18 protein-coding genes are annotated in these 21,596 nt (G+C 64.1%); 7 read left to right on the forward strand and 11 right to left on the reverse strand.

All coding sequences use genetic code 11. From position 1 onward, the window contains the following. Positions 1-4: 4 nt before the first annotated feature. The 3 genes from GWL_RS02280 to GWL_RS02290 all read right to left on the reverse strand — a co-directional run bounded on the left by GWL_RS02280 (position 5) and on the right by GWL_RS02290 (position 3,725). Positions 5-1,861: a TRAP transporter large permease subunit gene (locus tag GWL_RS02280; RefSeq protein ID WP_008326232.1), complete on the reverse strand. Its 1,857-nt coding sequence runs from the start codon at positions 1,859-1,861 to the stop codon at positions 5-7. Further along, positions 1,858-2,904 (reverse strand): TRAP transporter substrate-binding protein, encoded by a 1,047-nt coding sequence (locus tag GWL_RS02285; protein WP_008326233.1) that lies wholly within the window; start codon positions 2,902-2,904, stop codon positions 1,858-1,860. The genes GWL_RS02280 and GWL_RS02285 overlap by 4 nt, the downstream gene beginning before the upstream one ends. Positions 2,905-2,975: 71 nt before the next feature. Continuing rightward, positions 2,976-3,725: an SDR family NAD(P)-dependent oxidoreductase gene (locus GWL_RS02290; protein WP_034349846.1), complete on the reverse strand. Its 750-nt coding sequence runs from the start codon at positions 3,723-3,725 to the stop codon at positions 2,976-2,978. Positions 3,726-3,947: 222 nt separating this feature from the next. On the opposite strand from GWL_RS02290, the gene GWL_RS02295 reads away from it, so the two are divergent. After that, on the forward strand, positions 3,948-4,850 hold the full coding sequence (locus tag GWL_RS02295; RefSeq protein WP_008326235.1) for a LysR substrate-binding domain-containing protein: 903 nt from the start codon (positions 3,948-3,950) through the stop codon (positions 4,848-4,850). An 11-nt stretch (positions 4,851-4,861) separates the two neighbouring features. Here GWL_RS02295 and GWL_RS02300 read toward each other — a convergent pair whose 3' ends face one another. The 3 genes from GWL_RS02300 to GWL_RS02310 all read right to left on the reverse strand — a co-directional run bounded on the left by GWL_RS02300 (position 4,862) and on the right by GWL_RS02310 (position 9,999). Then, a complete protein-coding gene (locus tag GWL_RS02300) occupies positions 4,862-5,812 on the reverse strand; it encodes a hypothetical protein (RefSeq protein WP_008326236.1) in 951 nt (316 codons plus the stop codon). A gap of 22 nt (positions 5,813-5,834) precedes the next feature. Beyond that, a complete protein-coding gene (gene cls / locus GWL_RS02305; RefSeq protein ID WP_008326239.1) occupies positions 5,835-7,253 on the reverse strand; it encodes a cardiolipin synthase in 1,419 nt (472 codons plus the stop codon). A 196-nt stretch (positions 7,254-7,449) separates the two neighbouring features. Continuing rightward, positions 7,450-9,999: a sulfite reductase flavoprotein subunit alpha gene (locus GWL_RS02310; protein ID WP_008326242.1), complete on the reverse strand. Its 2,550-nt coding sequence runs from the start codon at positions 9,997-9,999 to the stop codon at positions 7,450-7,452. A 310-nt stretch (positions 10,000-10,309) separates the two neighbouring features. On the opposite strand from GWL_RS02310, the gene GWL_RS02315 reads away from it, so the two are divergent. Both GWL_RS02315 and GWL_RS02320 read left to right on the forward strand, forming a co-directional pair. Next, positions 10,310-10,684 carry a type II toxin-antitoxin system RelE/ParE family toxin gene (locus GWL_RS02315; RefSeq protein ID WP_008326247.1) on the forward strand — a complete coding sequence of 125 codons (375 nt, stop codon included), beginning with the start codon at positions 10,310-10,312 and terminating at the stop codon, positions 10,682-10,684. Next, positions 10,668-11,048, forward strand: coding sequence for an XRE family transcriptional regulator (locus GWL_RS02320; RefSeq protein WP_008326248.1), 381 nt, complete (start codon positions 10,668-10,670; stop codon positions 11,046-11,048). The genes GWL_RS02315 and GWL_RS02320 overlap by 17 nt, the downstream gene beginning before the upstream one ends. Before the next feature lie 44 nt (positions 11,049-11,092). Here the strand turns inward: GWL_RS02320 and GWL_RS02325 are convergent, their stop codons facing one another. Beyond that, positions 11,093-11,926: an alpha/beta hydrolase gene (locus GWL_RS02325; protein ID WP_008326249.1), complete on the reverse strand. Its 834-nt coding sequence runs from the start codon at positions 11,924-11,926 to the stop codon at positions 11,093-11,095. Between the two features lie 59 nt (positions 11,927-11,985). Next, positions 11,986-12,900, reverse strand: coding sequence for a LysR substrate-binding domain-containing protein (locus GWL_RS02330; protein ID WP_008326250.1), 915 nt, complete (start codon positions 12,898-12,900; stop codon positions 11,986-11,988). Between the two features lie 248 nt (positions 12,901-13,148). Here GWL_RS02330 and GWL_RS02335 point away from each other — a divergent pair, with 248 nt between their 5' ends. The 4 genes from GWL_RS02335 to maiA are packed head-to-tail and all read left to right on the forward strand — an operon-like array spanning position 13,149 to position 17,848. After that, positions 13,149-14,492 carry an MFS transporter gene (locus tag GWL_RS02335; RefSeq protein ID WP_008326251.1) on the forward strand — a complete coding sequence of 448 codons (1,344 nt, stop codon included), beginning with the start codon at positions 13,149-13,151 and terminating at the stop codon, positions 14,490-14,492. Then, positions 14,489-15,826 carry a homogentisate 1,2-dioxygenase gene (hmgA, locus tag GWL_RS02340; RefSeq protein ID WP_008326252.1) on the forward strand — a complete coding sequence of 446 codons (1,338 nt, stop codon included), beginning with the start codon at positions 14,489-14,491 and terminating at the stop codon, positions 15,824-15,826. Before GWL_RS02335 ends, hmgA begins: the two co-directional genes overlap by 4 nt. Next, positions 15,823-17,169: a fumarylacetoacetase gene (gene fahA / locus GWL_RS02345; RefSeq protein WP_008326253.1), complete on the forward strand. Its 1,347-nt coding sequence runs from the start codon at positions 15,823-15,825 to the stop codon at positions 17,167-17,169. The genes hmgA and fahA overlap by 4 nt, the downstream gene beginning before the upstream one ends. 31 nt (positions 17,170-17,200) lie before the next feature. Further along, positions 17,201-17,848 (forward strand): maleylacetoacetate isomerase, encoded by a 648-nt coding sequence (maiA, locus tag GWL_RS02350; protein WP_008326254.1) that lies wholly within the window; start codon positions 17,201-17,203, stop codon positions 17,846-17,848. A 4-nt stretch (positions 17,849-17,852) separates the two neighbouring features. Here maiA and GWL_RS02355 read toward each other — a convergent pair whose 3' ends face one another. The 3 genes from GWL_RS02355 to fliD all read right to left on the reverse strand — a co-directional run bounded on the left by GWL_RS02355 (position 17,853) and on the right by fliD (position 21,313). Next, positions 17,853-18,308 carry a MaoC family dehydratase gene (locus GWL_RS02355; RefSeq protein ID WP_008326263.1) on the reverse strand — a complete coding sequence of 152 codons (456 nt, stop codon included), beginning with the start codon at positions 18,306-18,308 and terminating at the stop codon, positions 17,853-17,855. An 83-nt stretch (positions 18,309-18,391) separates the two neighbouring features. Further along, a complete protein-coding gene (locus GWL_RS23800; RefSeq protein ID WP_034349848.1) occupies positions 18,392-19,060 on the reverse strand; it encodes a hypothetical protein in 669 nt (222 codons plus the stop codon). Between the two features lie 231 nt (positions 19,061-19,291). Continuing rightward, positions 19,292-21,313 (reverse strand): flagellar filament capping protein FliD, encoded by a 2,022-nt coding sequence (fliD, locus tag GWL_RS02365; protein ID WP_034349849.1) that lies wholly within the window; start codon positions 21,311-21,313, stop codon positions 19,292-19,294. Positions 21,314-21,596: the final 283 nt, after the last annotated feature.

Here is a 21,596-nt window from a genome sequence, read left to right on the forward strand (position 1 = left end):
AAAATCACAGGAAACCCACCGAGAACCAAGGCACGAAGGCCACGATCAGCAGGCCCAGCACCAGGGCGCCCAGGTAAGGCCAGATGCGCTTGACCGCCACGTCCGGATGCACGCGGCCGATGGTGCAGGCGGCGTAGTAGCCCAGACCGAAGGGCGGCGCGAACAGGCCTACGCCCATGGAGAGGATGATGACCATGGCGTAATGCACCTCATGCACGCCAATGGCCTTGGCCACCGGGAACAGCAGGGGCGCGAACAGCACCATGGCGGGGATGCCTTCCAGCACGCTGCCCAGCACCACGAAGGCGGCAATCGACACCAGCAGGAAACCGTATTTGCCGCCCGGTACGCTGGTCATGGCCTCGGCCAGTGCATGCGAGAAGCCCGACTGCGTCAGCGCCCACGACATGCCGGTGGCCGTACCGATGATGAAGAGGATCGCGCCCGACAAGGCGGCGGTGTCGACCAGCATGGGATAGAGCCGCTTCCAGTCGAACTTGCGATACACCACCAGACCGGCCACCACCGAATAGGCGATGCCGATGGTGGAGACCTCGGTGGCCGTGGCCACGCCCTCGACCACGGCGGTACGGATCAGGATGGGCAGCAGCAGTGCGGGCAGGGCGATGATGAGCGTACGCAGTACCACGCGGCCCGGGGCGCGCTGGATGCCTTCCATGATCTCGGCACTGCGCCAGCGCGCCAGTATCGCCAGCAGCACGGCCAGCACGATGCCCGGCATGATGCCACCGGTAAACAGTGCCGCAATGGACACGCCCGCCACCGAACCGATGGTGATCAACACCAGCGAGGGCGGAATGGTCTCGGCCATGGCACCGGAGGCCGCCAGCAGCGAAATGAGTTCGCCCTCGTGATTGCCGCGGCGCTTCATCTCCGGCAGCAGCACCGGGGCCACCGCCGCCATGTCGGCGGTCTTGGCGCCGGAGATGCCCGAGACCAGCAGCATTGCGCCCAGCAGCACGTAGTTCAGGCCGCCGCGCACGTGGCCCAGCAGCGAGGCCAGGAAGTCCACCATGGCCTTGGCCATGCCGGTCATCTCCACCAGGTGTCCCAGCAGGATGAACAGCGGCACGGCCAGCAGGATCAGCGAGGACATGCCTTCATCGAAGCGCCCCGCCACCACCGCCAGGGGACTGCTGGTCACCGTCAGCATGAAGGCCACCGTGGCCAGGCCGAAGCAGAAGGCGATGGGAATGCCCATGAGCACCGACACTGCCAGTACCAGGCCGAAGAACACCACCAGGTTCCAGTTGCCGATGGCCTGCAGCCAGTCCGCGCCGAAGTACATGGCAGCGGCCACCAGCGCCAGCAAGGCCAGCACGCCCACCAGGTCGACCAGCTTCTGGCGCGAGATGCGCAGCAGCGACAGCGCGATCATCAACGCCGCACCGACCCCCACGGCGGCGGCTCGCACGGTGTTGGGCCAGCCCAGCGCCGGGGTCTGCACGAACATTTCGTCTTCGGCGTATTCCCACATCGGATGGATCAGGATGAGCAGCATCACGCAGGGCGCGATGATGGCCAGTGCCTCAGCCCAGGCTTTTCCGCGTTCGCTCAAGAAGCCCACCAGCACCGTGGTGCGCATGTGGGTGCCGCGCCGCAGGGCGACCGCTGCCCCCAGGTTGGCCAGCCACAGGAAGAGAATGGAGGCCAGCTCATCGGCCCAGGGTATCGGGTTGTTGAAGATGAAGCGCATGATCACGCCCGCCAGCAAGACCACTACCTCGCCCACCACCAGGGCCGCAGCGGGAATCTCGATGGCCACGCCCAGCCAGTGCTCCAGGCGCGCAGACAGCGAGCGCTCATCGCTGACCGGCTGCTCCAGCGAGAGGGCGCTCATCCCAGGCTCCCGACGGCGTTCTGCAGCAGCTTCCAGGCATCCTCGCCGAACTTGGCGCGCATGTCCTTGTAGAAGTTGGCCTGCGCCAGGGCCTGCTTGAAGGAGTCCTTGTCGGCCTCGATGATCTGCAAGCCCTTGCCCTGCAATTCATTGCGGGCGAAGCCGGCCAGTGCGGCGATGTCGGCGCGTTCATCGGTGGCGGCCTTGTCCAGCTCGCGACGTACGATTTCCTGGATGTCCTTGGGCAGCTTTTCGAAGGCGCGGCGGTTGCCCAGGATCCAGTAGGCATCCCATACGTGGTTGGAGATGGTGCAGTACTTCTGCACTTCATAGAGCCGCGCGGTGCTGATGATGGCCAGCGGGTTTTCCTGCCCCTCCACCAGCCTGGTCTGCAGCGAGGAATAGACTTCGTTGAAGTTGATCGGTGTAGGGCTGGCGCCCAGGGCGGTAAACAGCGAGGTCAGCATCGGTGCTGCCGGTACGCGCAGCTTCAGTCCCTTCAGGTCGGCGGCAGTCTTGATCGGCTTGGTGGAGGTGGTGATCTGGCGGAAGCCGTTGTCCCAGGGCTTGGACATGGTGAGCAGGCCGACCTTCTCGATCTGCGCGCGCACATAGGCCCCCAGCGCACCATCCATGGCTTGCCAGACTTCCTTGTAGTCGTGGAAGGCAAAACCGGTATTGACGATGCCGGCCGCCGGCACCAGGGTGGACAGCACCACGCTGGCCTGGTTGAAGAATTCCACGCCACCATTGCGGATCTGCGACATCAGGTCGGTATCCGAGCCCAGCTGGTTGGCCGGGAACAGCTTGATGTCCAGACGACCCCCGGTGGCTTCGCGGATGCGGTCGATGGCTTGCTGGGCACGCTTGTTGACCGGGTGCGACGGGTCCTGACCGGTGGCGAACTTGTAGTTGAACTCGGCTGCATGGGCAGGACGGGTCATGATGGAAAACAGCGGCAGGGCCGCACCGACGGCGCCGGCCTTGAGCAGTTGGCGGCGGCTCAGGGTGGTCTTGCCGGATTTGCTGTTGTCTTGGGTCATGTCAGGTCTCCTGTTTGTTCTGATGTGGTAAAGGATGCCGGCCAGGCCGGCGCACGAGCATTAAGCTGCGTTTAATGAATCAGCATTCCACCATTAACGTCCAGCGTGATGCCGGTGCAGTATTGCGAGAGCTCGCTACCAAGGAAGACGCAGGCACCGCCGATGTCATCGGCACGGCCCAGGCGCGCCAGCGGAATGGTCTCGGCGATTTCGGCCTTCTTTTCTTCGGTGAGCTTGCCCTTGATGATGTCGGTGCCGATCAGGCCGGGGGTGATGCAGTTGACGCGGATGCCTTCCGGACCGAACTCGCGCGCCATGGCGCGCGCCAGGCCCAGCACGCCGGCCTTGGCTGCCGAATAGTGCGGACCACCCAGGATGCCGCCGCCACGCTGGGCCGACACCGAGGAGATGCAGATGATGGAACCGTTCTGTTGCGCGCGCATGGCCGGCAGCACCGCCTGCGACATGTAAAGCGTGCCGCGCAGGCTGACGTCGAGGATGCGGTCATAGTCGGCGCCGGTGATCTCCAGCGTCTTGACCGGCTGGGTGATGCCGGCATTGTTGACCAGGATGTCGATGCGGCCAAAGTGCTTGAGGGCGGCGCCGATGGCGCTCTCGCAGGAAGCCTTGTCAGTGACGTCGGCCACCAGACCCAGGTGCTGGCTGCCGATGCGCGCTGCCGCCGCAGCCGGGTCGGCCTGCGCCAGATCCAGCACCACCACGCGGGCGCCTTGTTCGGCCATCAGGCGTGCCGTGGCGTAGCCCAGTCCGTTGATGCCTGCACCGCCGGTAATGACGGCAATCTTGTCCTTGAGCAGCATGTCGAGTTCTCCAGATGTTTGCGTTGAGGTGAGCAACAGCGGAGACAGCGCGGATGCGCGATGGCGCGTGCGGCCGCGCAGCATGCGAGGCAGCATGCAGGGCAGTGGACCATGTCTCCGTTTTTGTTCTGATGCGCATGGTCGGACTTTCCTCGCGTGACGACAAGCGAAGTCTCGTCATGTTAAAGTGACGGATCTTCATCTTAGCCAGAGAGCCCGTCCATGGCCGTTCTCCCGCCTCTACCCAACCTTCAGGCCTTCGAAGCGGTGGCCCGGCGCAAGAGTTTTGCGCTGGCCGCCGCCGAACTGCATCTGACGGCCTCGGCGGTGAGCCATCAGGTGGCACGTCTGGAATCCTATCTGGGCATACGTCTGTTCGAGCGCAGTGCGCATGGGGTGCGCATCACCACGGCGGGGGAAAGCTATCTGGCGCGCATCCAGGGGGCGATCTCGGCCATCACGGCGGCCTCCGTGGATGTGCGCCAGGGCGTCAACAACACGCTCTACATCCACAGCGCGCCCAGCATCGCCAGCCTGTGGCTGATGGCGCGGCTCAATGATTTCGCGCGCAATCATCCTGAGATCACCTTCAATCTTTCAGCGGCGCATTCGCAAAGCAATTTCGAACTGGGCGAAGTGGATATCGACATCCGCTACGGCATTCCCAACTGGCCGGGCCTGGTGGTGGAGCCCTTGTTCGAGGAACGCATCGTGCCCCTGGCCAGCCCGGCCTTCATGCGCGAATACAAGCTCAGGAAGCCCGCCGATCTGCTGGGTGTGAAGCTCATTCGCAGCAATGTGAGCGTGGTGCAGTGGGCCGACTGGTTCGGGGAGTTTGCGCAGGTGCGCGCGCCGGACCAGTTCGCGGTGCGCTTCGACCGCGCCCAGATGTCACTGGATGCCGCCACCCAGGGCTTGGGCGTGGCGCTGGAGAGCGCGACCGTGGCCGCGCGGCACATCGAGGAAAAGAAACTCAAACCGGTCTTTGGCCTGGAGCGCGCCATCAAGGTCAAGGCGCACTTTGCGGTTTATCCGGCGCACCATGCGCGGCGGCCGGCGGTGGCGGCGTTTCTGGAGTGGTTGCGCGAGCAGGCCGGTGGACAGAACGCATCTCACGCCTATTGATGAAATGGGTTCTACTGAGCCTCCGGCTGAGCAGCCTTCTGCTGTCGCGCCACTTCCTTGCGCTTCATGGCGAGATACGCTTCCCGGCTGAGCTCATGCAGCTGGCGGGGATATTGTTCGGTGGCGCCATACCAGGTAGTCAGGCGCTTCTCCACCCGTTCGCCAGGCGGTGCCGTCAGGCCCGACAGATAGGCATCGATGGCCAGGTAGTAGCGCATGGTATTGCGCTCCACGGTCGCGCGGCTGCCCGAGACATAGAGCGGCTGCCCGTTGGCCTCGCGTTTGACGACGCTGAAGCCGACCTTGTCGCGGCCTGCCGTCATCAGGTAGGCCCGCAGCGCGATCCGGCTGGCCATGCCATAGGAATAGGCATAGCTGAAATGCAGGAAGGAGCGCTGCTCGTCCAGCGCAATCGCCTCGATTTCGATACGGTAGCGGGAAGTGTCCAGCGGCCCCTTGTCGGCCAGCATCGATGAGGAGAAATAATCGGCCGTACTGACCCCGCCGTGATAGCGCAGGTCGATGCGGTAGGTGTCGTCGATGTCCTGTTCGGTCTTCTTGCCGACCTGCATGCGCAGGATAGTCTGCCCACCCTCGCGCATGAGCCGGCAATACTTGGTGTTGAGGTGCAGGATGAGGATGTCGCACCAGTGCTCGGGACTGTCCAGCGAGCCGCGTACCTGGGCGAAGGGATAGGCCAGCACGGCATAGATGTCCCCCTTGACGTTGCCTCCGTCCTCGCGCGAATTCAGGTAGAGCGGGCGATGGTAGGCATTGTTGTTGAGCTCGCCCTGCAGTTCCTGGTACCGGCTCTTCAGGGCTGCCGCACCGTTCAGGGTTTGGGCATGGGCCCAGGTGCAGGCCGCCAGCACCAGGCCGGTGGCGACGATGAGGCGTGCGCGCAGGCGCGAGAACGGTGGCCGCACCTCGGACTGCTCTCGGATTTCAGTACATTCGTTCATAAGCTGGTACCTTCAGTCGGGCTCACAGCAGGCGGGACCAGACACTGGCGCCGAATTCCTTCATACGCTCGCTGATGGGCCGCTGTTCCCACTGTTGCCTGGTGATTTCCTTGGAGGCGCCGAGATCCCGGTCGAACATGCTTTTCATCTGTACGCCGAATTGCGGGCTGAGGATCACGGCATTGATTTCCTGGTTGTAGACGAAGCTGCGCCAGTCCAGATTGGTGGAGCCGATGGTGGACCACACGCCATCAATGAGCGCGGTCTTGGAGTGCAGCAGCGCGTCCTGGCGTTCGTAGATGCGTACGCCCGCTTCCAGCAGTTCGCTGTAGAAGGAGCGCGAGGCGTACAGCACCAGCGAGGAATCGCTGTGCGAAGGCAAGATCAGGCGCACATCCACCCCGCGTCGGGCGGCCGCCTTGAGCGAGTCGCGCAGTTGCGGATCGGGCACGAAGTAGGCGTTGGTCAGGTAGATCGTGCTTTCCGCATGCTGGATGGCCGAGATGAAGGTGGCGTAGATGATGCTGTAGGGATCCTCGGGCGAGCTGCCGATGGCGCGCACGATCTCGTTGCCGGCCGGTGCTACCGGCGGGAAGTAGCGGTGCTCGCCGAGGTCGGGGCCGCGCTGCCGGCCCCAGGTCTCGATGAAGAGTTTCTGGAATTCCAGCGCCACCGGACCATCGATGCGTACCTGCGTATCACGCCAGGGGATTTTCTGGCCCTGCTGGTCGAGCTGCGGCTTCTTCCTGCGGGTACTGAAGGAACCGCTGGAGTAGACGCTGCTGATGTTGATGCCGCCCACGAATGCGGTCTTGCCGTCCACCACCAGCAGCTTGCGATGATCGCGCTGATTGACTTCCCAGTCCTTGCGGACCTGGGTGGGATTGATGGGGTTGTACTCCAGCACGTGAATGCCGGCATCGATCATGGGCTGGAAGAATTCACGCGGGGTATTGATGCAGCCTACGCTGTCGTACATCAGGTTGACCTGCACGCCTTTGCGCTGCATGGCGATGAGGAGATCGGCGAACTGGCGGCCGACCTCGTCATCTTCCATGATGTAGGTTTCCATGTTGATGTGATGGCGCGCGCCCTCGATGGCTTGCCGCATGGAGGCATAGGTGGCCGGACCATCGATCAACAGGGTCACCTTGTTGCCGGTGACCAGCGGCGCGCCGGTGATGGCTCCCTCGATGGCCACGTGCCGGTCCAGCAAGGTGTTGTCGGCATTCTGCGCGCGCAGCCGGTCCAGCACGGCCTTGGCCTGTGCCTCGGTGAGCACGCCGCGTCCGCCCTTCATCTGGATGCTGCGGGCCGATTGCGTGTCCATGTCGGGCACGATGGTGGGCAAGGAACTGCAAGCGGCCAGCAGGAGCGAACTCAGCAGCAACAGCAGCCATGTGGCGCACCCGCTCCTCAGGTGGATTTTCTTGTTGGTCATGGAAGTATCCCGGTTGGGCGCGGCCATGCAGCCCGACGCGGTGGGGCATCTGCAGGCAGGGCCGTGCGCACGAGTATAGGCCCGGCTGCCGCGCTGTTGCGCGGCGCCAGGCACGAATCGGAACTGTCCTACAGAGAAAAGCGGGGGCTGCCTACAGGATGGCGCGGCAGGTGTTGTCTGCCTGCCGCCGCAGCGATCAATAAACGTCGCGACGATAGCGGTTCTGTTCGATCAGGGCATGCAGGCCGGCCTCGCCCAGCAGGTCGGTGAGGACGGCATCGACCCCGGCGGCCATGCCTTCCAGGCTGCCACAGACATAGATCACCGCGCCCTGGGCCAGCCATCGGTGCAGTTCAGGTGCGGCCTCGCGCAGGCGGTCCTGCACATACAGGCGTTGCCCCTGGTCGCGCGAGAAGGCCAGGTCCAGTCGGGCCAGGTGACCCTGTTCCAACCAGGCCTGCAATTCATCGCGATACAAGAAGTCGGCACGTTCGTTGCGTTCGCCAAACAGCAGCCAGTTGCGCGTCTTCGTTTCTCCGTGCTGCAGGCGGGCGCGCAGGTGGCTGCGCAAGCCGGCCAGGCCGGAACCGTTGCCGATGAAGATGGCAGGGGTGTCGGCGGGCACGGGAGCGAAGCCGGCGTTTTCCACCAGACGCAGGTCGACCGCTGCATCGCTTGGTGCAAATTCGGTCAGCCAGCCCGAGGCCAGTCCCAGTCCGTCTTCATGCCGGACCTGGCGCACCAGCAGGTGCACGGCACCATCCTGTGGCACCGAGGCCACCGAATACGAACGCGCGGCCAGCGGCTGCAACTGGTCGGCCAGGGCCTGTGCCTGGCGCTCGGGATGCAGCGGCAGGACGCTGCAGGCCAGGGCCTCGGCCAGCGTCCGTGCTTGCCCTTGATGTTTCACCATGGCGGCGCCATCGAGTTGCAGGCGCTGCAGCAGCAGGGCGACACGATCCGGCGCGTGGCGCGGCAGGATCTCCACCAGGGCACCGGCTTGCCAGTCGGGCAGGGCACTATCCTGCGCTTGCAATTCGAGGTGGTACAGCGCTGCGCCCTGGCTGCCCGGATTCATCAGGACGCGGCGCTTCAGCCGCCAGGTCTGCCAGGTCGGGCCCGTGGTGGGCAGGAGCTCGGCCACCCGGGTTTGCAGGCCGTGGGCGGCCAGTTCGTTTTCCCATTTGCGCAGCGCCACGCCGGCCATGCGGTCGACTTCGATCAGCGGGAACAGGGGCTGGGCGCCGCACTGGCGCAGACCGTGGTCGAGCGTGTGACCGAATCCGCAGAACTGCGCATAGTGACGGTCGCCCAGGGCCAGGATGGCGTAGTGCACGTGCGTCAGCGACTGGCCTGGCGCCTGGCGCAGGCGCTTCTCGAAGCCGCGCGCGCTGTCCGGGGCATCGCCTTCGCCGAAGGTGCTGGCGATGAAGAGGATGCGGCGGTGATGGCGCAGGCTTTCCGGCGTGCATTGCGCCAGTGATTGCAGATGCACGGCGGTACCGCTGCGGCGCAGTCCGGCGGCGGTATGCATGGCGATGCGCTCGGCCTGGCCTGTCTGCGAGGCATAGGCCACCAGCACCGGTTCGGCGTCGCCCTGGTTGGCCGTGTCGCCCAGGCCGGCACGTTCGGCGCGCAGGGCGGCTTTCTTGCGGCGACGATCCAGGTACAGCAGCCAGCCGGTGATGCCGAAGAGCGGCATCATCAGACTGGCGATGGCCATGATGATGCGGCCCGGCAGGCCGAAGTAGCTGCCCATGTGCAGCGGGTAGATGGCGGCGATGAGCTTGCCGCCCTTGCTCTTGTCTTCGTAGCGCTCCAGTTGCCGGATCTCGCCACTTTGCGGCAGCACCACCATGCGGCTGCGGGCGCGCTCATGGGGCGCAGCGTCATCGAGGAAGAAGATCTGCACCGGCTGGGAGCCCTGTTCCGGCAGGCGCAACTGCGCACTGCGGTAGTCCGGCGCCTTGCTGAGGAAGCTGTTCCAGACCCGGGTCAGGTCCAGCGGCACGACCTGGTCCGATGCCGGGTTCTTCCGGCCCTCGCCGCGCTGCATGGGCGGCCGACGGCTCTCGCCGGCCAGCGTGTTGACGCCGTCCTTGAACCAGTCCAGCGCCCAGTAGGCGCCGGTGGTGGCCAGCAGCACATACATCACCAGCGACCAGGTACCGATGACCGAATGCAGGTTCCACAGGAAGGAGCGTCCGTGCAGCTGGAAGTCCAGTCGCAGCCAGGCGCGCAGCGACAAGGGGCGACGCGGCCAGCGCAGGTACAGGCCCGAGAGCGCCAGCATCAGCAGCGACAGCGCCAGCGTACCCAGCACGATCTTGCCGATCTCGGTAGGCAGCAGCAGCCAGCGGTGGAAACGTTCGACCAGTTCGAAGAAAGCCGCGCCCGTCACCGGCGGCAGCAGCGCGCCCGTATAGGGATCGGCATAGCGCGCCTCACCGCGCCGCACGCCCGGTGGCGGGGCGAATACCACGCGCGCCGAGGCGCCCGCGTCGGTACTCAGGGTCAGGGTCGTGACACGTCGCTGCGGTTGGGCCTCGTGCAGCTTGTCCAGCAGTTGCTGGGGCGTGAGCGTGGCCTGCTGGCGTACCTCGACGTGCATCACGCCAGGGCTCATGGCCTCCATGATTTCCTCGCGGAAAGCCAGGACGGCGCCGGTCACGCCGATGGTCATCAACAGGGTGCCGGCGGTAATGCCGATGAACCAGTGCAACTGGAACCAGATCTTCTTGAACATGTATCACTAAAGCGGCGAGGGCGCATGCGCCTTGTTGGTCTTGTCAGCCGTGCCGCAGCGGGGGCGGTCGGCGGGGCAGGCCGCTATTATAGTTCAGATGAAAATGATTCTTATTGTTGTCTTGGGCGGGGCAGTGTAAGGCGCTGTCCACAAAACTTTTCGAGATTCCCCGCCAATTTGCTAGCCAAAAATGATTTGCCCGCGCGACTGGTTACGCTGGCGAGCCACGCCAGGAGCGACTGTTGCCGGTAACTCTCCTGCCATGTTCAAAAAATTCTTTTGACGGAATATGTCTTTGGAGGAATATTCGATGCAATGCGATGTAGAATTCACTGACGAATTCGAGCTTTGGTGGGAGCAACTCGACGAGGCCGAACAGATTTCCGTTGCCGCCTGCGTCGGCCTGCTGGAGAAGAACGGAACGGCGCTCAGGTATCCCTACAGTTCGGGAATTTCCGGTTCCAGGCATGCGCACATGAGGGAGCTCCGGATGCAGCACAGGGGGCGACCTTACCGCGTCTTCTACGCATTTGATCCGCAGCGGCATGCGATTCTGTTGATCGGCGGGGTCAAGAGCGGCAATCAGCGTTGGTACGAGCAATACGTCCCGCTCGCGGACAAGCTCTACGACGATCATCTCGACACATTGAGCAAGGAGGCAATCGACCATGGCAAAAAAGTTTAGCGAACTGCGCGCCCGCATGCGACCGGAGGCGCAACTGCAGGCAGAGGCAAGAACGGAATCCATGCAGACCAGCATCAAGCTGCAAGCCTTGCGCAAGCGCTTGCAAGTCACGCAGGCCAGTCTGGCAGAGCGCCTGCAGGTGCAGCAAGCCGCCATCTCGAAGATGGAAAGCCGGGACGATCTGCTGGTCAGCAGCGTCATGGATTTCGTGCGGGGTCTGGGCGGGCGGTTGGTCTTGACGGCCACGTTCCCCGACAAGACCAGCTTCGACCTGACGCCGGAACCGGTGAAGCTCGGGCGTCCGAACATGGCCGTTTCTGAAAAGCCGCGCGCCAGGATCCGCCGTCCCCGCAAGACCCCCTGAAGCATTTCCTCCTCAGCGGGCAGCCAGGCACAGGGATGGCCGCATCATCCCAGCATCATCTTCAGCATGGTCCGGGTCAACACACTGCCCGCATCCGCAGCCACATCCACCACGCTCAGGTGGTGCTGACCCGGCAGCGCCACCACTTCCACGGCATGCCCCGACTGGCGCAGGGTGGTCGCATAGAGGTCACGCTGGCGCAGGAATTCCGCTGACTCTTCCGCGCCCGCACACAGCAGGGCCTGTACGCCATTGGGCATGGCCAGCAATTGCGGGCTGGCCTGCTGGGCGTCCGAGGGCGAGAGGTGCAGCACTTCGTTGAGATAGGACAGTCGCACCGGTTCCAGGTCATAGATGCCGCTGATGCCGCACACGCCGCGCACGGGCGCTGCGCCCAGCGAGGCGATCAGCGCGGCCAGGTGGGCGCCGGCGGAGTGGCCCATGAGCCAGATCGCATCCGGATCAAAGCGCAGTGCCGCCGCCTTGGCATAGAGCAGGCGCAGCGCGCGGCCGCAGTCGGCGGCGATATCGCCCATGCGCGCCTGCGGTGCCAGCCGGTAATTGATGAGGGCCACGTTGATGTCCTGCGCCAGATAGGGCAGAGCTATCTGGCTGAACTGGTGCTTGTCCAGCGAGCGCCAGTAGCCGCCGTGGATGAACACCAGCAGCGGCCGGCCATTGGTGCTTCCGGGAAAGAAATCCAGGGTCTGCAGCGCGTCCTCGCCATAGGGCACATCGGCCAGGTGCGGATGGGCTTGCCGCGCCGCTTCTCCCTGGCGGGCGAAACGGTCGAACCAGTCCTGGAAATCGGTGATGCGCAGGCGCACGTTGTACTGCTGGTCCAACGCCTGGCGGTCATAGTTGCGATAGATGTGCATGTGTCTCCTCCCTTGCCTTGCGGCCAGTGTCTTGGTTCCGGTTCAGATACCGCCCGGATTCATTCTGCAAAGTGCGCCGAGATCAGGTTGCGCAGCCAGACATTGCCCTCGTCCTGATTGTAACGGCGATGCCAGAACATGTTGGTCTGCAGCGCCGGCAGGCGCAGCGGTGGCTTGATGTAACGCAGCCCGAAGGGCGCAGCCGCACTTTCGGCCAGCTTGCGCGGCACGGTCACGACCAGGGCCGTGGTGCTGACGATATAGGGCACCGCCGTGAAGTGCGGTACGCGGAAGCGCACACTGGGCAGGATGCCGGCCTTTTCCAGGTTCTGGTTGATGCGGTCATAGGGACTCTCCAGCGAGGACACCATCAGATGCTCGGCCGCCAGGAACTCCTTGAGACCCACTTCGCCACGCCGGTCCAGCACATGACCGAGGCGGAACATGCTGACGTATTCCTGGCGGAACAGCCGCCGTTGATAGAGCGCCTCCGACAGATTGTCGAAGGCGCCGATGGCCAGGTCCACCCGGCCTGCTTCCATTTCGCGCTTCAGATCGACGGCGCCGGCACGCACGGTGGACAGGCTCACCCCCGGCGCGACCTCGGCACAGGCCTCGACCAGACGCGGCATGAAATACACCTCGCCGACGTCGGTCATGGCGATGGTGAAGCGGCGCTCGCTGGTCTGGGGGGCGAAACCTTCCTGCCGGTTGAGCGCGCGGGCGACTTGTTGCAGCGCCGCAGCCACCGGCTCGGCCAGCTGCTCGGCAAACGGTGTGGGCTGCATGCCTTGCGCCGTGCGCACGAACAGCTCGTCGCCGAAACTGCGCCGCAGCCGCGCCAGCGCATTGGACACGGCCGGCTGCGACAGTCCCAGCCGACGCGCCACCGAGGAAATCTGGCGTTCCTGGAACACCTCCTGGAAAACCACCAGCAGGTTGAGGTCGATGTCACGCGGTTCGATGAGGGGCATGGTCGGGTCAGCCGCGCGGCAAGGCTGCGTGCGCTGCAATATTCATGAAATGAATGGATCGTATTTTCGTATTTATATCGTAAAAGAGGGACGATTGCACTACAGTGACGTCGCGATAAACACCATCAAGAGCCGCGCGGCAGCGCCTGCGCATACGGCCATGCGAATCTGCCATTGTCAGCCTCAACGGCGCGGCAATGGCAGGCCAGACAACTAAAAAAAAGTAAAGACAGACGAGGAGCAAGACAATGAGCATCCACAATCGTGGCGCTCTCCCCACCGTCCATGTGGACCAGGTGGTGGAGCAGGGCCAGTTCGGTTCTTTCCAGTTCGGCCTGCTGCTGCTGTGCGGCCTGTGCCTGATCATCGATGGCTTCGACGTGCAGGCCATGGGCTACGTGGCCCCGGCCATCATCGCCGACTGGGGCGTGAGCAAGGCCAGCCTGGGTCCGGTATTCGGTGCCGGTCTGTTCGGCATGCTGCTTGGTTCGCTGATGCTCACGCCGGTGGGCGACCGTTACGGACGTCGTCCGGTACTGATCGTCTCCACCCTGTTCTTTGCGGTCTGCATGCTGGTGACGCCGCTGGTGACGACCCTCGATCAGTTGCTCATCGTGCGCTTCATCACCGGCTTCGGCCTGGGCAGCATCATGCCCAATGCGATGGCGCTGGTGGGCGAGTTCAGCCCGCAGTCCTCGCGCGTGACGCGCATGATGCTGGTCTCCTGCGGCTTTACCGTGGGCGCGGCAGCAGGCGGATTCGTCAGTGCCGCACTGATCCCGGCGCATGGCTGGCATGCGGTGTTCTGGGTGGGCGGCGCGGTGCCGCTGCTGCTGGGGCTGGCCATGCTGGTCTGGCTGCCGGAATCGATCCAGTTCCTGGTCCTGCACCGCCGTCCGCGCGCCCAGGTGAGCCGCTGGCTACGCAAGCTCGCGCCCGCTCTGGTCATCGACGACAGCACCGAGATCGTGGTCAAGGAAGCCAAGGCCGAAGGCATGCCGGTGGCGGCCCTGTTCCGTGATGGCCGCGGCACCGTTACCGTGTTGCTGTGGCTGATCAGCTTCATGAACCTGATCAACCTGTATTTCCTCTCCAACTGGCTGCCCACGCTGATCCATGATGCCGGCTATTCCACCAGCATGGCGGTGCTGATCGGTACCTCGCTGCAGGTGGGCGGCGTGGTCGGTACGCTGACCCTGGGCCGCTTCATCAACCGTTTCGGTTTCACCCGCGTGCTGGGCAGCTGCTTCCTGCTGGCCTGCCTGTCCATCGCCTTGATCGGCAAGGTCGCTGCCACACCGGTGCTGCTGTTCCTGGCGGTGATCGTGGCGGGCTTCTGCGTCGTCGGCGGCCAGCCAGCCGTCAATGCGCTGGCCGGTACCTTCTATCCGACTGCGCTGCGTTCCACCGGCATCGGCTGGGCGCTGGGGATCGGGCGCATCGGCTCGGTGGTAGGCCCGGTCATCGGTGGCCAGTTGATCGCGTTGCAGTGGAGCAATGGCTCCCTGTTCATCGCCGCGGCCGTGCCGGCCCTGATCTCGGCACTGACCATCGCCCGGTTGCATCGTACTTCCCGAGGAGTCTCCGCATGAATACCGTCACCGATTCTGCCGTCAGCCACCACGTGCATACGCGTGGCTACCAGTCCGGCTTCGGCAACGAGTTTGCTACCGAAGCCCTGCCCGGCGCCTTGCCGTCGCATCGGAATTCGCCGCAGCGCGTGGCCTATGGCCTGTATGCCGAACAGATTTCCGGCACGGCCTTCACCGCGCCACGTGGTCACAACCGCCGCTCCTGGCTCTATCGCATCCGTCCGGCTGCCGTGCATCATCCCTTCGAACCGATGGAACGCGGCCTGCTGGTGAGCCACTTCGACGACGTCGCGCCGCCACCCAACCAGTTGCGCTGGGATCCGCTGCCCATGCCGACCGTGCCGACCGACTTCATCGAAGGCCTGGTTACCATGGCCGGCAACGGCTCGCCGCAAGCGCAGAGTGGCTGCGCCATTCACCTCTACGCGGCCAATTGCTCGATGACCGATCGCTTTTTCTATTCGGCCGATGGCGAACTGCTGATCGTGCCGCAACTGGGTCGCCTGCAATTGCGCACCGAGCTGGGCGTGATCGACATCGAACCGCAGGAGATCGCCGTCATCCCGCGTGGCGTGCGCTTCCAGGTGCGTCTGCCCGATGGCCAGGCGCGCGGCTACATCTGCGAGAACTTTGGCGCCCTGTTGCGCCTGCCGGACCTCGGCCCCTTGGGCTCCAATGGCCTGGCCAATCCGCGCGACTTTGCCACACCGCATGCCTGGTACGAGGACCGTGAGGGAGACTTCCAGCTCATCGCCAAGTTCGGCGGCCATCTGTGGCAAGCGAAGATCGGCCATTCGCCGCTGGACGTGGTGGCCTGGCACGGCAACTACGCACCCTGCAAGTACGACCTGCGCCACTTCAACACCATCGGCTCGATCAGCTATGACCATCCCGATCCGTCGATCTTCCTGGTGCTGCAATCGCAGAGCGATACCCCCGGCGTGGATACCATCGATTTCGTGATCTTCCCGCCGCGCTGGCTGGCAGCGGAAGACACCTTCCGTCCCCCCTGGTTCCACCGCAACGTGGCCAGCGAATACATGGGCCTGATCACCGGCCAGTACGATGCCAAGGAAGGCGGCGGCTTTGTGCCCGGTGGCGGCAGCCTGCATAATTGCATGAGCGGTCACGGACCGGATGCGGCCACCTTCGAGAAAGCCAGCCGCATCGATACCAGTACGCCGAACAAGGTCGATCACACCATGGCCTTCATGTTCGAGACCCGCAACATCCTTTGCCCGACCCGTCACGCCTTGTCCGCGCCGACCCTGCAGCGCGATTATCAGGACTGCTGGCTGGGCATTCAAAAGAACTTCAACCCGGAGCGCGCATGAGCCAGAGCAGCCTGACACTGAACGAAACCCACGACCCCTCCCTGCGGAGCTGGGTCCCGAGTGCAAATGCAGAAAACAGCAGCTTCCCGATCCAGAACCTGCCTTACGGCGTGTTCCGTCGCAGCGGCAGTGAAGAAAGTTACCGCACTGGCGTGGCCATCGGTGACCAGATCCTGGACCTGCCTGCGGCCCAGGCCGCCGGCGCCTTCTCCGGCTTTGACGAAGCCACGCGCGCAGCGGCGCATGCTGCCTGTAGCGGCAGCCGTCTCAATGCGCTGATGGCGCTGGAGCCGGCGGCCTGGTCGGCACTGCGTCTGGCACTGTCGCGCCTGCTGCGCAGCGGTTCGGCGCACCAGAGCGAACTGGCTGCCTGCCTGGTGCCCCAGGCGCAGTCCGAGTTTGACGTCCCCGCCGTGATCGGTGACTACACCGACTTCTATACCTCCATCCATCACGCGACCACGGTCGGCAAGCTGTTCCGTCCCGACAATCCGCTGCTGCCCAACTACAAGTGGGTGCCGATCGGCTATCACGGTCGGGCTTCGTCCATCGCCGTCTCCGGCCAGCAGTTCCGTCGTCCGGTGGGCCAGACCAGGGCACCCGATGCGGACTTGCCCACCTTCGGTCCCTGCAAGCGGCTCGACTATGAACTGGAACTGGGCATCTTCATCGGCGGCGGCAATGCCCTGGGCGAACCGGTGCCGATGGATCAGGCCGAGGACAAGGTGTTCGGCCTGTGCCTGTTGAACGACTGGTCCGCACGCGATGTGCAGGCCTGGGAATACCAGCCGCTGGGCCCCTTCCTGTCCAAGAGCTTTGCTTCCACCATCTCGCCCTGGATCGTGACCCTGGAAGCACTGGCACCTTACCGTTGCGCCTGGACGCGTCCGGCGGACGATCCACAGCCGCTGCCCTATCTGGATGCACCGACCCTGCGCCAGAGTGGCGCCTTCGATATCGAACTGGAAGTGCTGATCCAGACCGCCGCCATGCGTGAAGCCGGCAGTGCGCCGCAGCGACTTTCGCTGGGCAATTATCGGGACGCCTACTGGACCGTGGCGCAACTGGTCACGCACCATACCGTCAATGGCTGCAATCTGCGTCCGGGCGACTTCTTCGGTTCGGGGACCCTGTCCGGACCGGCAGCCGATCAGGCCGGTTCGCTGCTGGAGCTGAGCAGTGGCGGCAAGTCGCCGCTGACCCTGGCCAATGGCGAGAAGCGCGTCTTCCTGGAAGATGGCGATACCATCATCCTGCGCGCAGTAGCGCGCCGCGATGGCCTGCCGACCATCGGTTTCGGCGAGGCGGCCGGGACCGTGCTGCCTGCGCGCAGCCTGGCATGATCCGATCTTCTTTTCTGGAGCAAGCAAGCGCATGACGACTCTCTACAGCTATTTCCGCAGCTCGGCCTCCTATCGCGTGCGCATCGCGCTCAATCTCAAGGGCGTGGCCTACGAGACGGCGGCCGTGCATCTGTTGAACCAGGGCGGTGAGCAGTTGCTGCCCGCCTTCACGCAATTGAATCCGCATGCGCTGGTTCCGGTGCTGGCCGACCAGGGCAAGCTGCTCACGCAATCGATGGCGATGCTGGAGTATCTGGACGAGCGCTATCCCACGCCATCGCTGTTGCCTGGCGACGCCTTTGCGCGCGCGCACATCCGAGAGCTCTCGCTGGCCATCGCCTGCGAGATTCATCCGCTGAACAATCTGCGTGTACTGCGTTATCTCAAGCACACGCTTGCAGTGGATGAAGCGCAGAAGACGGCCTGGATCCAGCACTGGATCAAGCTTGGTTTCACGGCGCTGGAGCAGCAACTGGCGGCCGACACCACGCGCGGCCATTTCTGCGTGGGGGATGCGCCGACCATGGCCGATTGCTTCCTGGTTCCGCAGATCTTCAACGCACGCCGTTTCGAAGTGGACATGGCACCGTACCCGACGCTGTGCGCCATCGAGGCTGCCTGCAATGCGCTGCCCGCTTTCGAGCAGGCGCATCCGGCACGGCAGCCCGACGCCGCGTAAGCGTTCAGCCCGGGCTGCGGCGCGGTACCAGCAGGTTGCCGGTCATGATGAGCACGGCTTCGTCGTGCTGGTTGTAGGTGGTCACACGATGATTGAGGAAACCCTGCTGCGGCTTGGATTGCGAGGTCTTGATGCCCAGCACTTCCGCTTCAAGACGCAGCACATCGCCCGGACGTGTCGGACGCGGCCAGCGGAATTCATCGAAGCCGGCACCGATGATGCCGCCCTGGATGTGCAGGGTATCGACCAGCAGGCGCATGGTCAGCGCGGCGGTATGCCAGCCGCTGGCGGCCAGGCCGCGGAAGAAAGTCTGCTGCGCCGCCGCTTCGTCGAGGTGGAAGGGTTGGGGATCGTATTGTTGGGCGAACTGCTTGATCTCTTCGGCGCTCACGGTGAGCGTGCCCGGCGAGCGCAATACCTGGCCGGGTTGGAAGTCATCGAGGTAGTTGAGGGCGGTCACTGTGTCTCCATTCCTGGTTTGCACGCTGCAAGGTGCTTGTTGTCGTCATGAGGTAGACAACCAGTATAACGATACCGCGCCATCTATGGACGGGCGGCCAGCCAGGTGGTGATTTGCTGGTGCTGCTGCATCCAGCGGAAGGTCTGTGGTGAGCGCCACGCGATCAGTTGGCCGATCAATCGATACTCGGCCTCCAGCGCACGATGGAATATCGGTTCGTGATGGGCGATGCGGTTACGCAATTGCCGGATCGTTTCCAGTGCATCATGGATGGCCTTGCGATGTTGTGCCACTGAGCGGTGCGCATCGAGATGCGGGAAGACGCGTCGCAGGTGAGGGTTCCATAGCCTTCCATCATGCCGTGCCGCGAACATGCGTTGCCAGAAGACGAACTTGAGTTCCGCAATCACTTTGCCGGTCTGCCCGATCTGCAGTCCTTTGCGGGCCTTGACCAAATCATGGCGCGCACCATACGCGATCGAGCTGGCCGGCAAGCTTTTTTCAAAGGCGAAGGCCCATGGCCATGCAGCACCGTATTTGGCCCCAAGTGCATCGTCCACGGCATTGCGCAGCACGACTTCACACAAGTGCAGGGGCATCAGGAAAGCAGCGGATACCTGCGCGTTCCACAGGTAGAGATTGAGTGCGGCAGGGGCGTCCGGTCCGTGGCAGCGGGTTGCGGCCGCGTAGGTCGATATGCGGGCGGGCGAGAGTGCCCGGTGGATTTCCGCTATCTGTGCCTGAATTGACATCGCACCCGTTTGCCCCTATAGTCGCCACGCGAGCCCCGGGATCTGTTAGCGCAAGCTTCCCCCCGAGGACATACGAAAGTTTAACGACGAACCCCGCTTGCAGCGGGGTTTTTCCATTGGGCTTCGGATAAAGCGGAGCAACTTGGGATTTCTTCGATGCAGCGGCGACACGCTCCCTGCAAACGGGTGTCACCGCTTCCCCGGCCACGCCATCTGGCGCGACCCTGTTCATCACGACGACTTGGACAACTTCGCCAGCTGCTGCGTCAGATAGCTTTGCCGCGACTGCATGGTCGCCAGCGTGAGATTGAGCCGGTTGAACTGGTTGGTGTAGTTGTCCTTCAGGTTCTGCAGTCGTGTATTGGCGGCGCTCTGCTGGTCGGTCACGATCTTGAGGCTGTCCTGCAGCCCGCGGGTCTTGGCGGCCAGCGTGCCGCTGTCGCCGAGGATGCTGTCCATCACCTTCTGCAGCTTGGGTACCACGCCGCCGGCGCCGCTGAAGAGATTGCTGACCGCCTCGAAATCCTTGTTGCCCGCCGCCGTCAGCTTGCTGGCCTCCAGCGCCAGCGTGCCATCCTTCTGGAACGAGATCCCCACCAGCGAGAGATTCATGCGACCGTCCGCGCCCAGTGCACCCAGCATGGTGCTGCGGATCTGCGCCATCATGCTCAGTACCGAGGACTCGGCTGCCAGCGGGGAGCCGGTACTGGCCTGGCCCTTGGTGGTGGACGGGGTCTGCCTGGTGAGGTTGGCGACCGCCTTGGCCAGCGTATTGTAGGCGCTCACGAAACTGTTGGCCGCCGTGGTCAGACCGCTGGTGTCGTTGGTGACGGACAGCGAAAAGTCGTCGGCCGGGGTGGTGAGCTTGGTCAGATTGAGCGTCACCCCCGAAATCGCATTGCTGACCTTGTTGGTGGTGCTGGTCACGGCCACGCCATCGATGGTCAGCCGGGCATCCTGCGCCTTGGCCAACTGCCCCATGCTGCTGCCGGCCAGGTCGGCGTAGTCATTGCTGCCGACCAGCTTGATGGGCGCATTGCCGGCCGGGGTCAGCACCAGATGGTCCTTGCTGCCGTCATTGCTGATGCTGGCGGTGACCCCGGTGCCGGCATCGTTGATGGCCTTCATCACGTCGTTCAGTCCGATCGCGCCGCTGTTGTCGAGATCGCTCGGGGTGATGGTGAAGGACGTGCTGCCCACCTGCAGCGTCAGGCTGCCCGTGCCATAGGTCTGGTTGGTCGCCACGCCGGTGGTGGTGACGGTGCCGCTCGGGTCGAAGTTGAACACCGCGAAATTGCCCGTGCCGCTCACCCGCAGGCTGTTGGCCGCACCGCTGTCCTTGGCGGTCAGCGCCAGGTGGTCGTTGCTGCCGTCGCTGACGATGGCCGCATTCACGCCCGCCTCGCTGGCATTGATGGCGTCGCGCACGCCGGCCAAGGTGTTGGACTTGGGCTGGATCAGGGTGGTCGAGCCGTTGCCGGTCTTGATGGCCAGCACGCCATTGTCGAAGGTCGTGCCCGGTGCGATGCCGGCCGAACTGACCTTGACCGCCTGCGCCAGCTGGTTCACGCCGATGCTGTACTTGCCGGCGGCGGCCTTGGTGGCGTCGCGCGGGGCCTGGATCTGGGTGACCGAGCCCGCGACCGCCGGGTCGTAGTTCAGCCCCGCCAGCGAGTTGTTGGCCGTGAGCTTGATGGTGTTGGCCGTGCCGCCGGTATTGGCTTCCAGCACCAGATGGGCGCCGCTGCCATCGGTCACGATGGAGGCCGACACGCCCGCCTTGGCGGCGTTGATGGCGTCACGCACCCCGGCCAGCGTGGCATTGGCCTGCAAGGTGATGAAGCGGGGCGAGCCGGTGCCGACCTTGATGGCGATGGAGTCGCCGGCATTGAAGGTGGTGCCGCTGGCATAGCCGCCGGATTTGAGCTTCTGCGCCAGGACCTTGGTCGAATCGTCGCTGTTGGCCTCGGCCGTGAACGGATCGGTGGTCAGGTTGCTGCCGGCGCCGGCGTTGGAGACGGTGGTCTTCTGGGCGCTGAAGCTGGCTGCCGTCATGAGCTTCAACGCACTCTGGTAGCTCGATAGCGCATTCTTGAGCGAACCATAGGCGGAGATGAGCGTATTGAACCCGCTTTCCTTGGCCTTCAGTGGTGTGAGTCTGGATTTGCTCTCCACCGCAATGAGCTGATTGACCAGCGTCGCGACGTCAAGCGGACCGGCCGATGTCGATACCGTCCCCGTGGAAGTTGCCATGTTGACCCCTGAATAACGATGATTTTCTTGTAATTTGAGAAACTGACGGTCCGTCAGCACACCCGAAGGTTAACGGCGCATCTTTACAAAAGTAAAGGGCAGTTTGCTGACCGATGGTGGGGATTTCCGGGGGGTTTTGTGGAGATTGGATGGAGATGCTGCAAGCGGGCCGTTGCGGCCTGTCGTGATGGCGGCTCAGGCAGCCGCCAGGGGCAGGCGCGCGGGGACGGCGCTTGCGGGGCGAAGTGAAGGAACTTGCGCAGAAGGGGCCGCGCGGCCCGCC

It is taken from the genome of Herbaspirillum sp. GW103 (assembly GCF_000261365.1).
Lineage (GTDB): Bacteria > Pseudomonadota > Gammaproteobacteria > Burkholderiales > Burkholderiaceae_D > Herbaspirillum.

What these genes read in the sequence shown, in the direction of transcription:
- GWL_RS02325 (WP_008326249.1), bottom strand. Translation starts at nt 11,926, where the DNA reads ATGCACATCTATCGCAACTATGACCGCCAGGCGTTGGACCAGCAGTAC.
- fahA (WP_008326253.1), top strand. Translation starts at nt 15,823, where the DNA reads ATGAGCCAGAGCAGCCTGACACTGAACGAAACCCACGACCCCTCCCTG.
- GWL_RS02285 (WP_008326233.1), bottom strand. Translation starts at nt 2,904, where the DNA reads ATGACCCAAGACAACAGCAAATCCGGCAAGACCACCCTGAGCCGCCGC.
- GWL_RS02300 (WP_008326236.1), bottom strand. Translation starts at nt 5,812, where the DNA reads ATGAACGAATGTACTGAAATCCGAGAGCAGTCCGAGGTGCGGCCACCG.
- GWL_RS02295 (WP_008326235.1), top strand. Translation starts at nt 3,948, where the DNA reads ATGGCCGTTCTCCCGCCTCTACCCAACCTTCAGGCCTTCGAAGCGGTG.
- fliD (WP_034349849.1), bottom strand. Translation starts at nt 21,313, where the DNA reads ATGGCAACTTCCACGGGGACGGTATCGACATCGGCCGGTCCGCTTGAC.
- GWL_RS02290 (WP_034349846.1), bottom strand. Translation starts at nt 3,725, where the DNA reads ATGCTGCTCAAGGACAAGATTGCCGTCATTACCGGCGGTGCAGGCATC.
- GWL_RS23800 (WP_034349848.1), bottom strand. Translation starts at nt 19,060, where the DNA reads ATGTCAATTCAGGCACAGATAGCGGAAATCCACCGGGCACTCTCGCCC.
- hmgA (WP_008326252.1), top strand. Translation starts at nt 14,489, where the DNA reads ATGAATACCGTCACCGATTCTGCCGTCAGCCACCACGTGCATACGCGT.
- cls (WP_008326239.1), bottom strand. Translation starts at nt 7,253, where the DNA reads ATGACCAACAAGAAAATCCACCTGAGGAGCGGGTGCGCCACATGGCTG.
- GWL_RS02320 (WP_008326248.1), top strand. Translation starts at nt 10,668, where the DNA reads ATGGCAAAAAAGTTTAGCGAACTGCGCGCCCGCATGCGACCGGAGGCG.
- GWL_RS02330 (WP_008326250.1), bottom strand. Translation starts at nt 12,900, where the DNA reads ATGCCCCTCATCGAACCGCGTGACATCGACCTCAACCTGCTGGTGGTT.
- GWL_RS02280 (WP_008326232.1), bottom strand. Translation starts at nt 1,861, where the DNA reads ATGAGCGCCCTCTCGCTGGAGCAGCCGGTCAGCGATGAGCGCTCGCTG.
- GWL_RS02310 (WP_008326242.1), bottom strand. Translation starts at nt 9,999, where the DNA reads ATGTTCAAGAAGATCTGGTTCCAGTTGCACTGGTTCATCGGCATTACC.
- GWL_RS02335 (WP_008326251.1), top strand. Translation starts at nt 13,149, where the DNA reads ATGAGCATCCACAATCGTGGCGCTCTCCCCACCGTCCATGTGGACCAG.
- GWL_RS02315 (WP_008326247.1), top strand. Translation starts at nt 10,310, where the DNA reads ATGCAATGCGATGTAGAATTCACTGACGAATTCGAGCTTTGGTGGGAG.
- maiA (WP_008326254.1), top strand. Translation starts at nt 17,201, where the DNA reads ATGACGACTCTCTACAGCTATTTCCGCAGCTCGGCCTCCTATCGCGTG.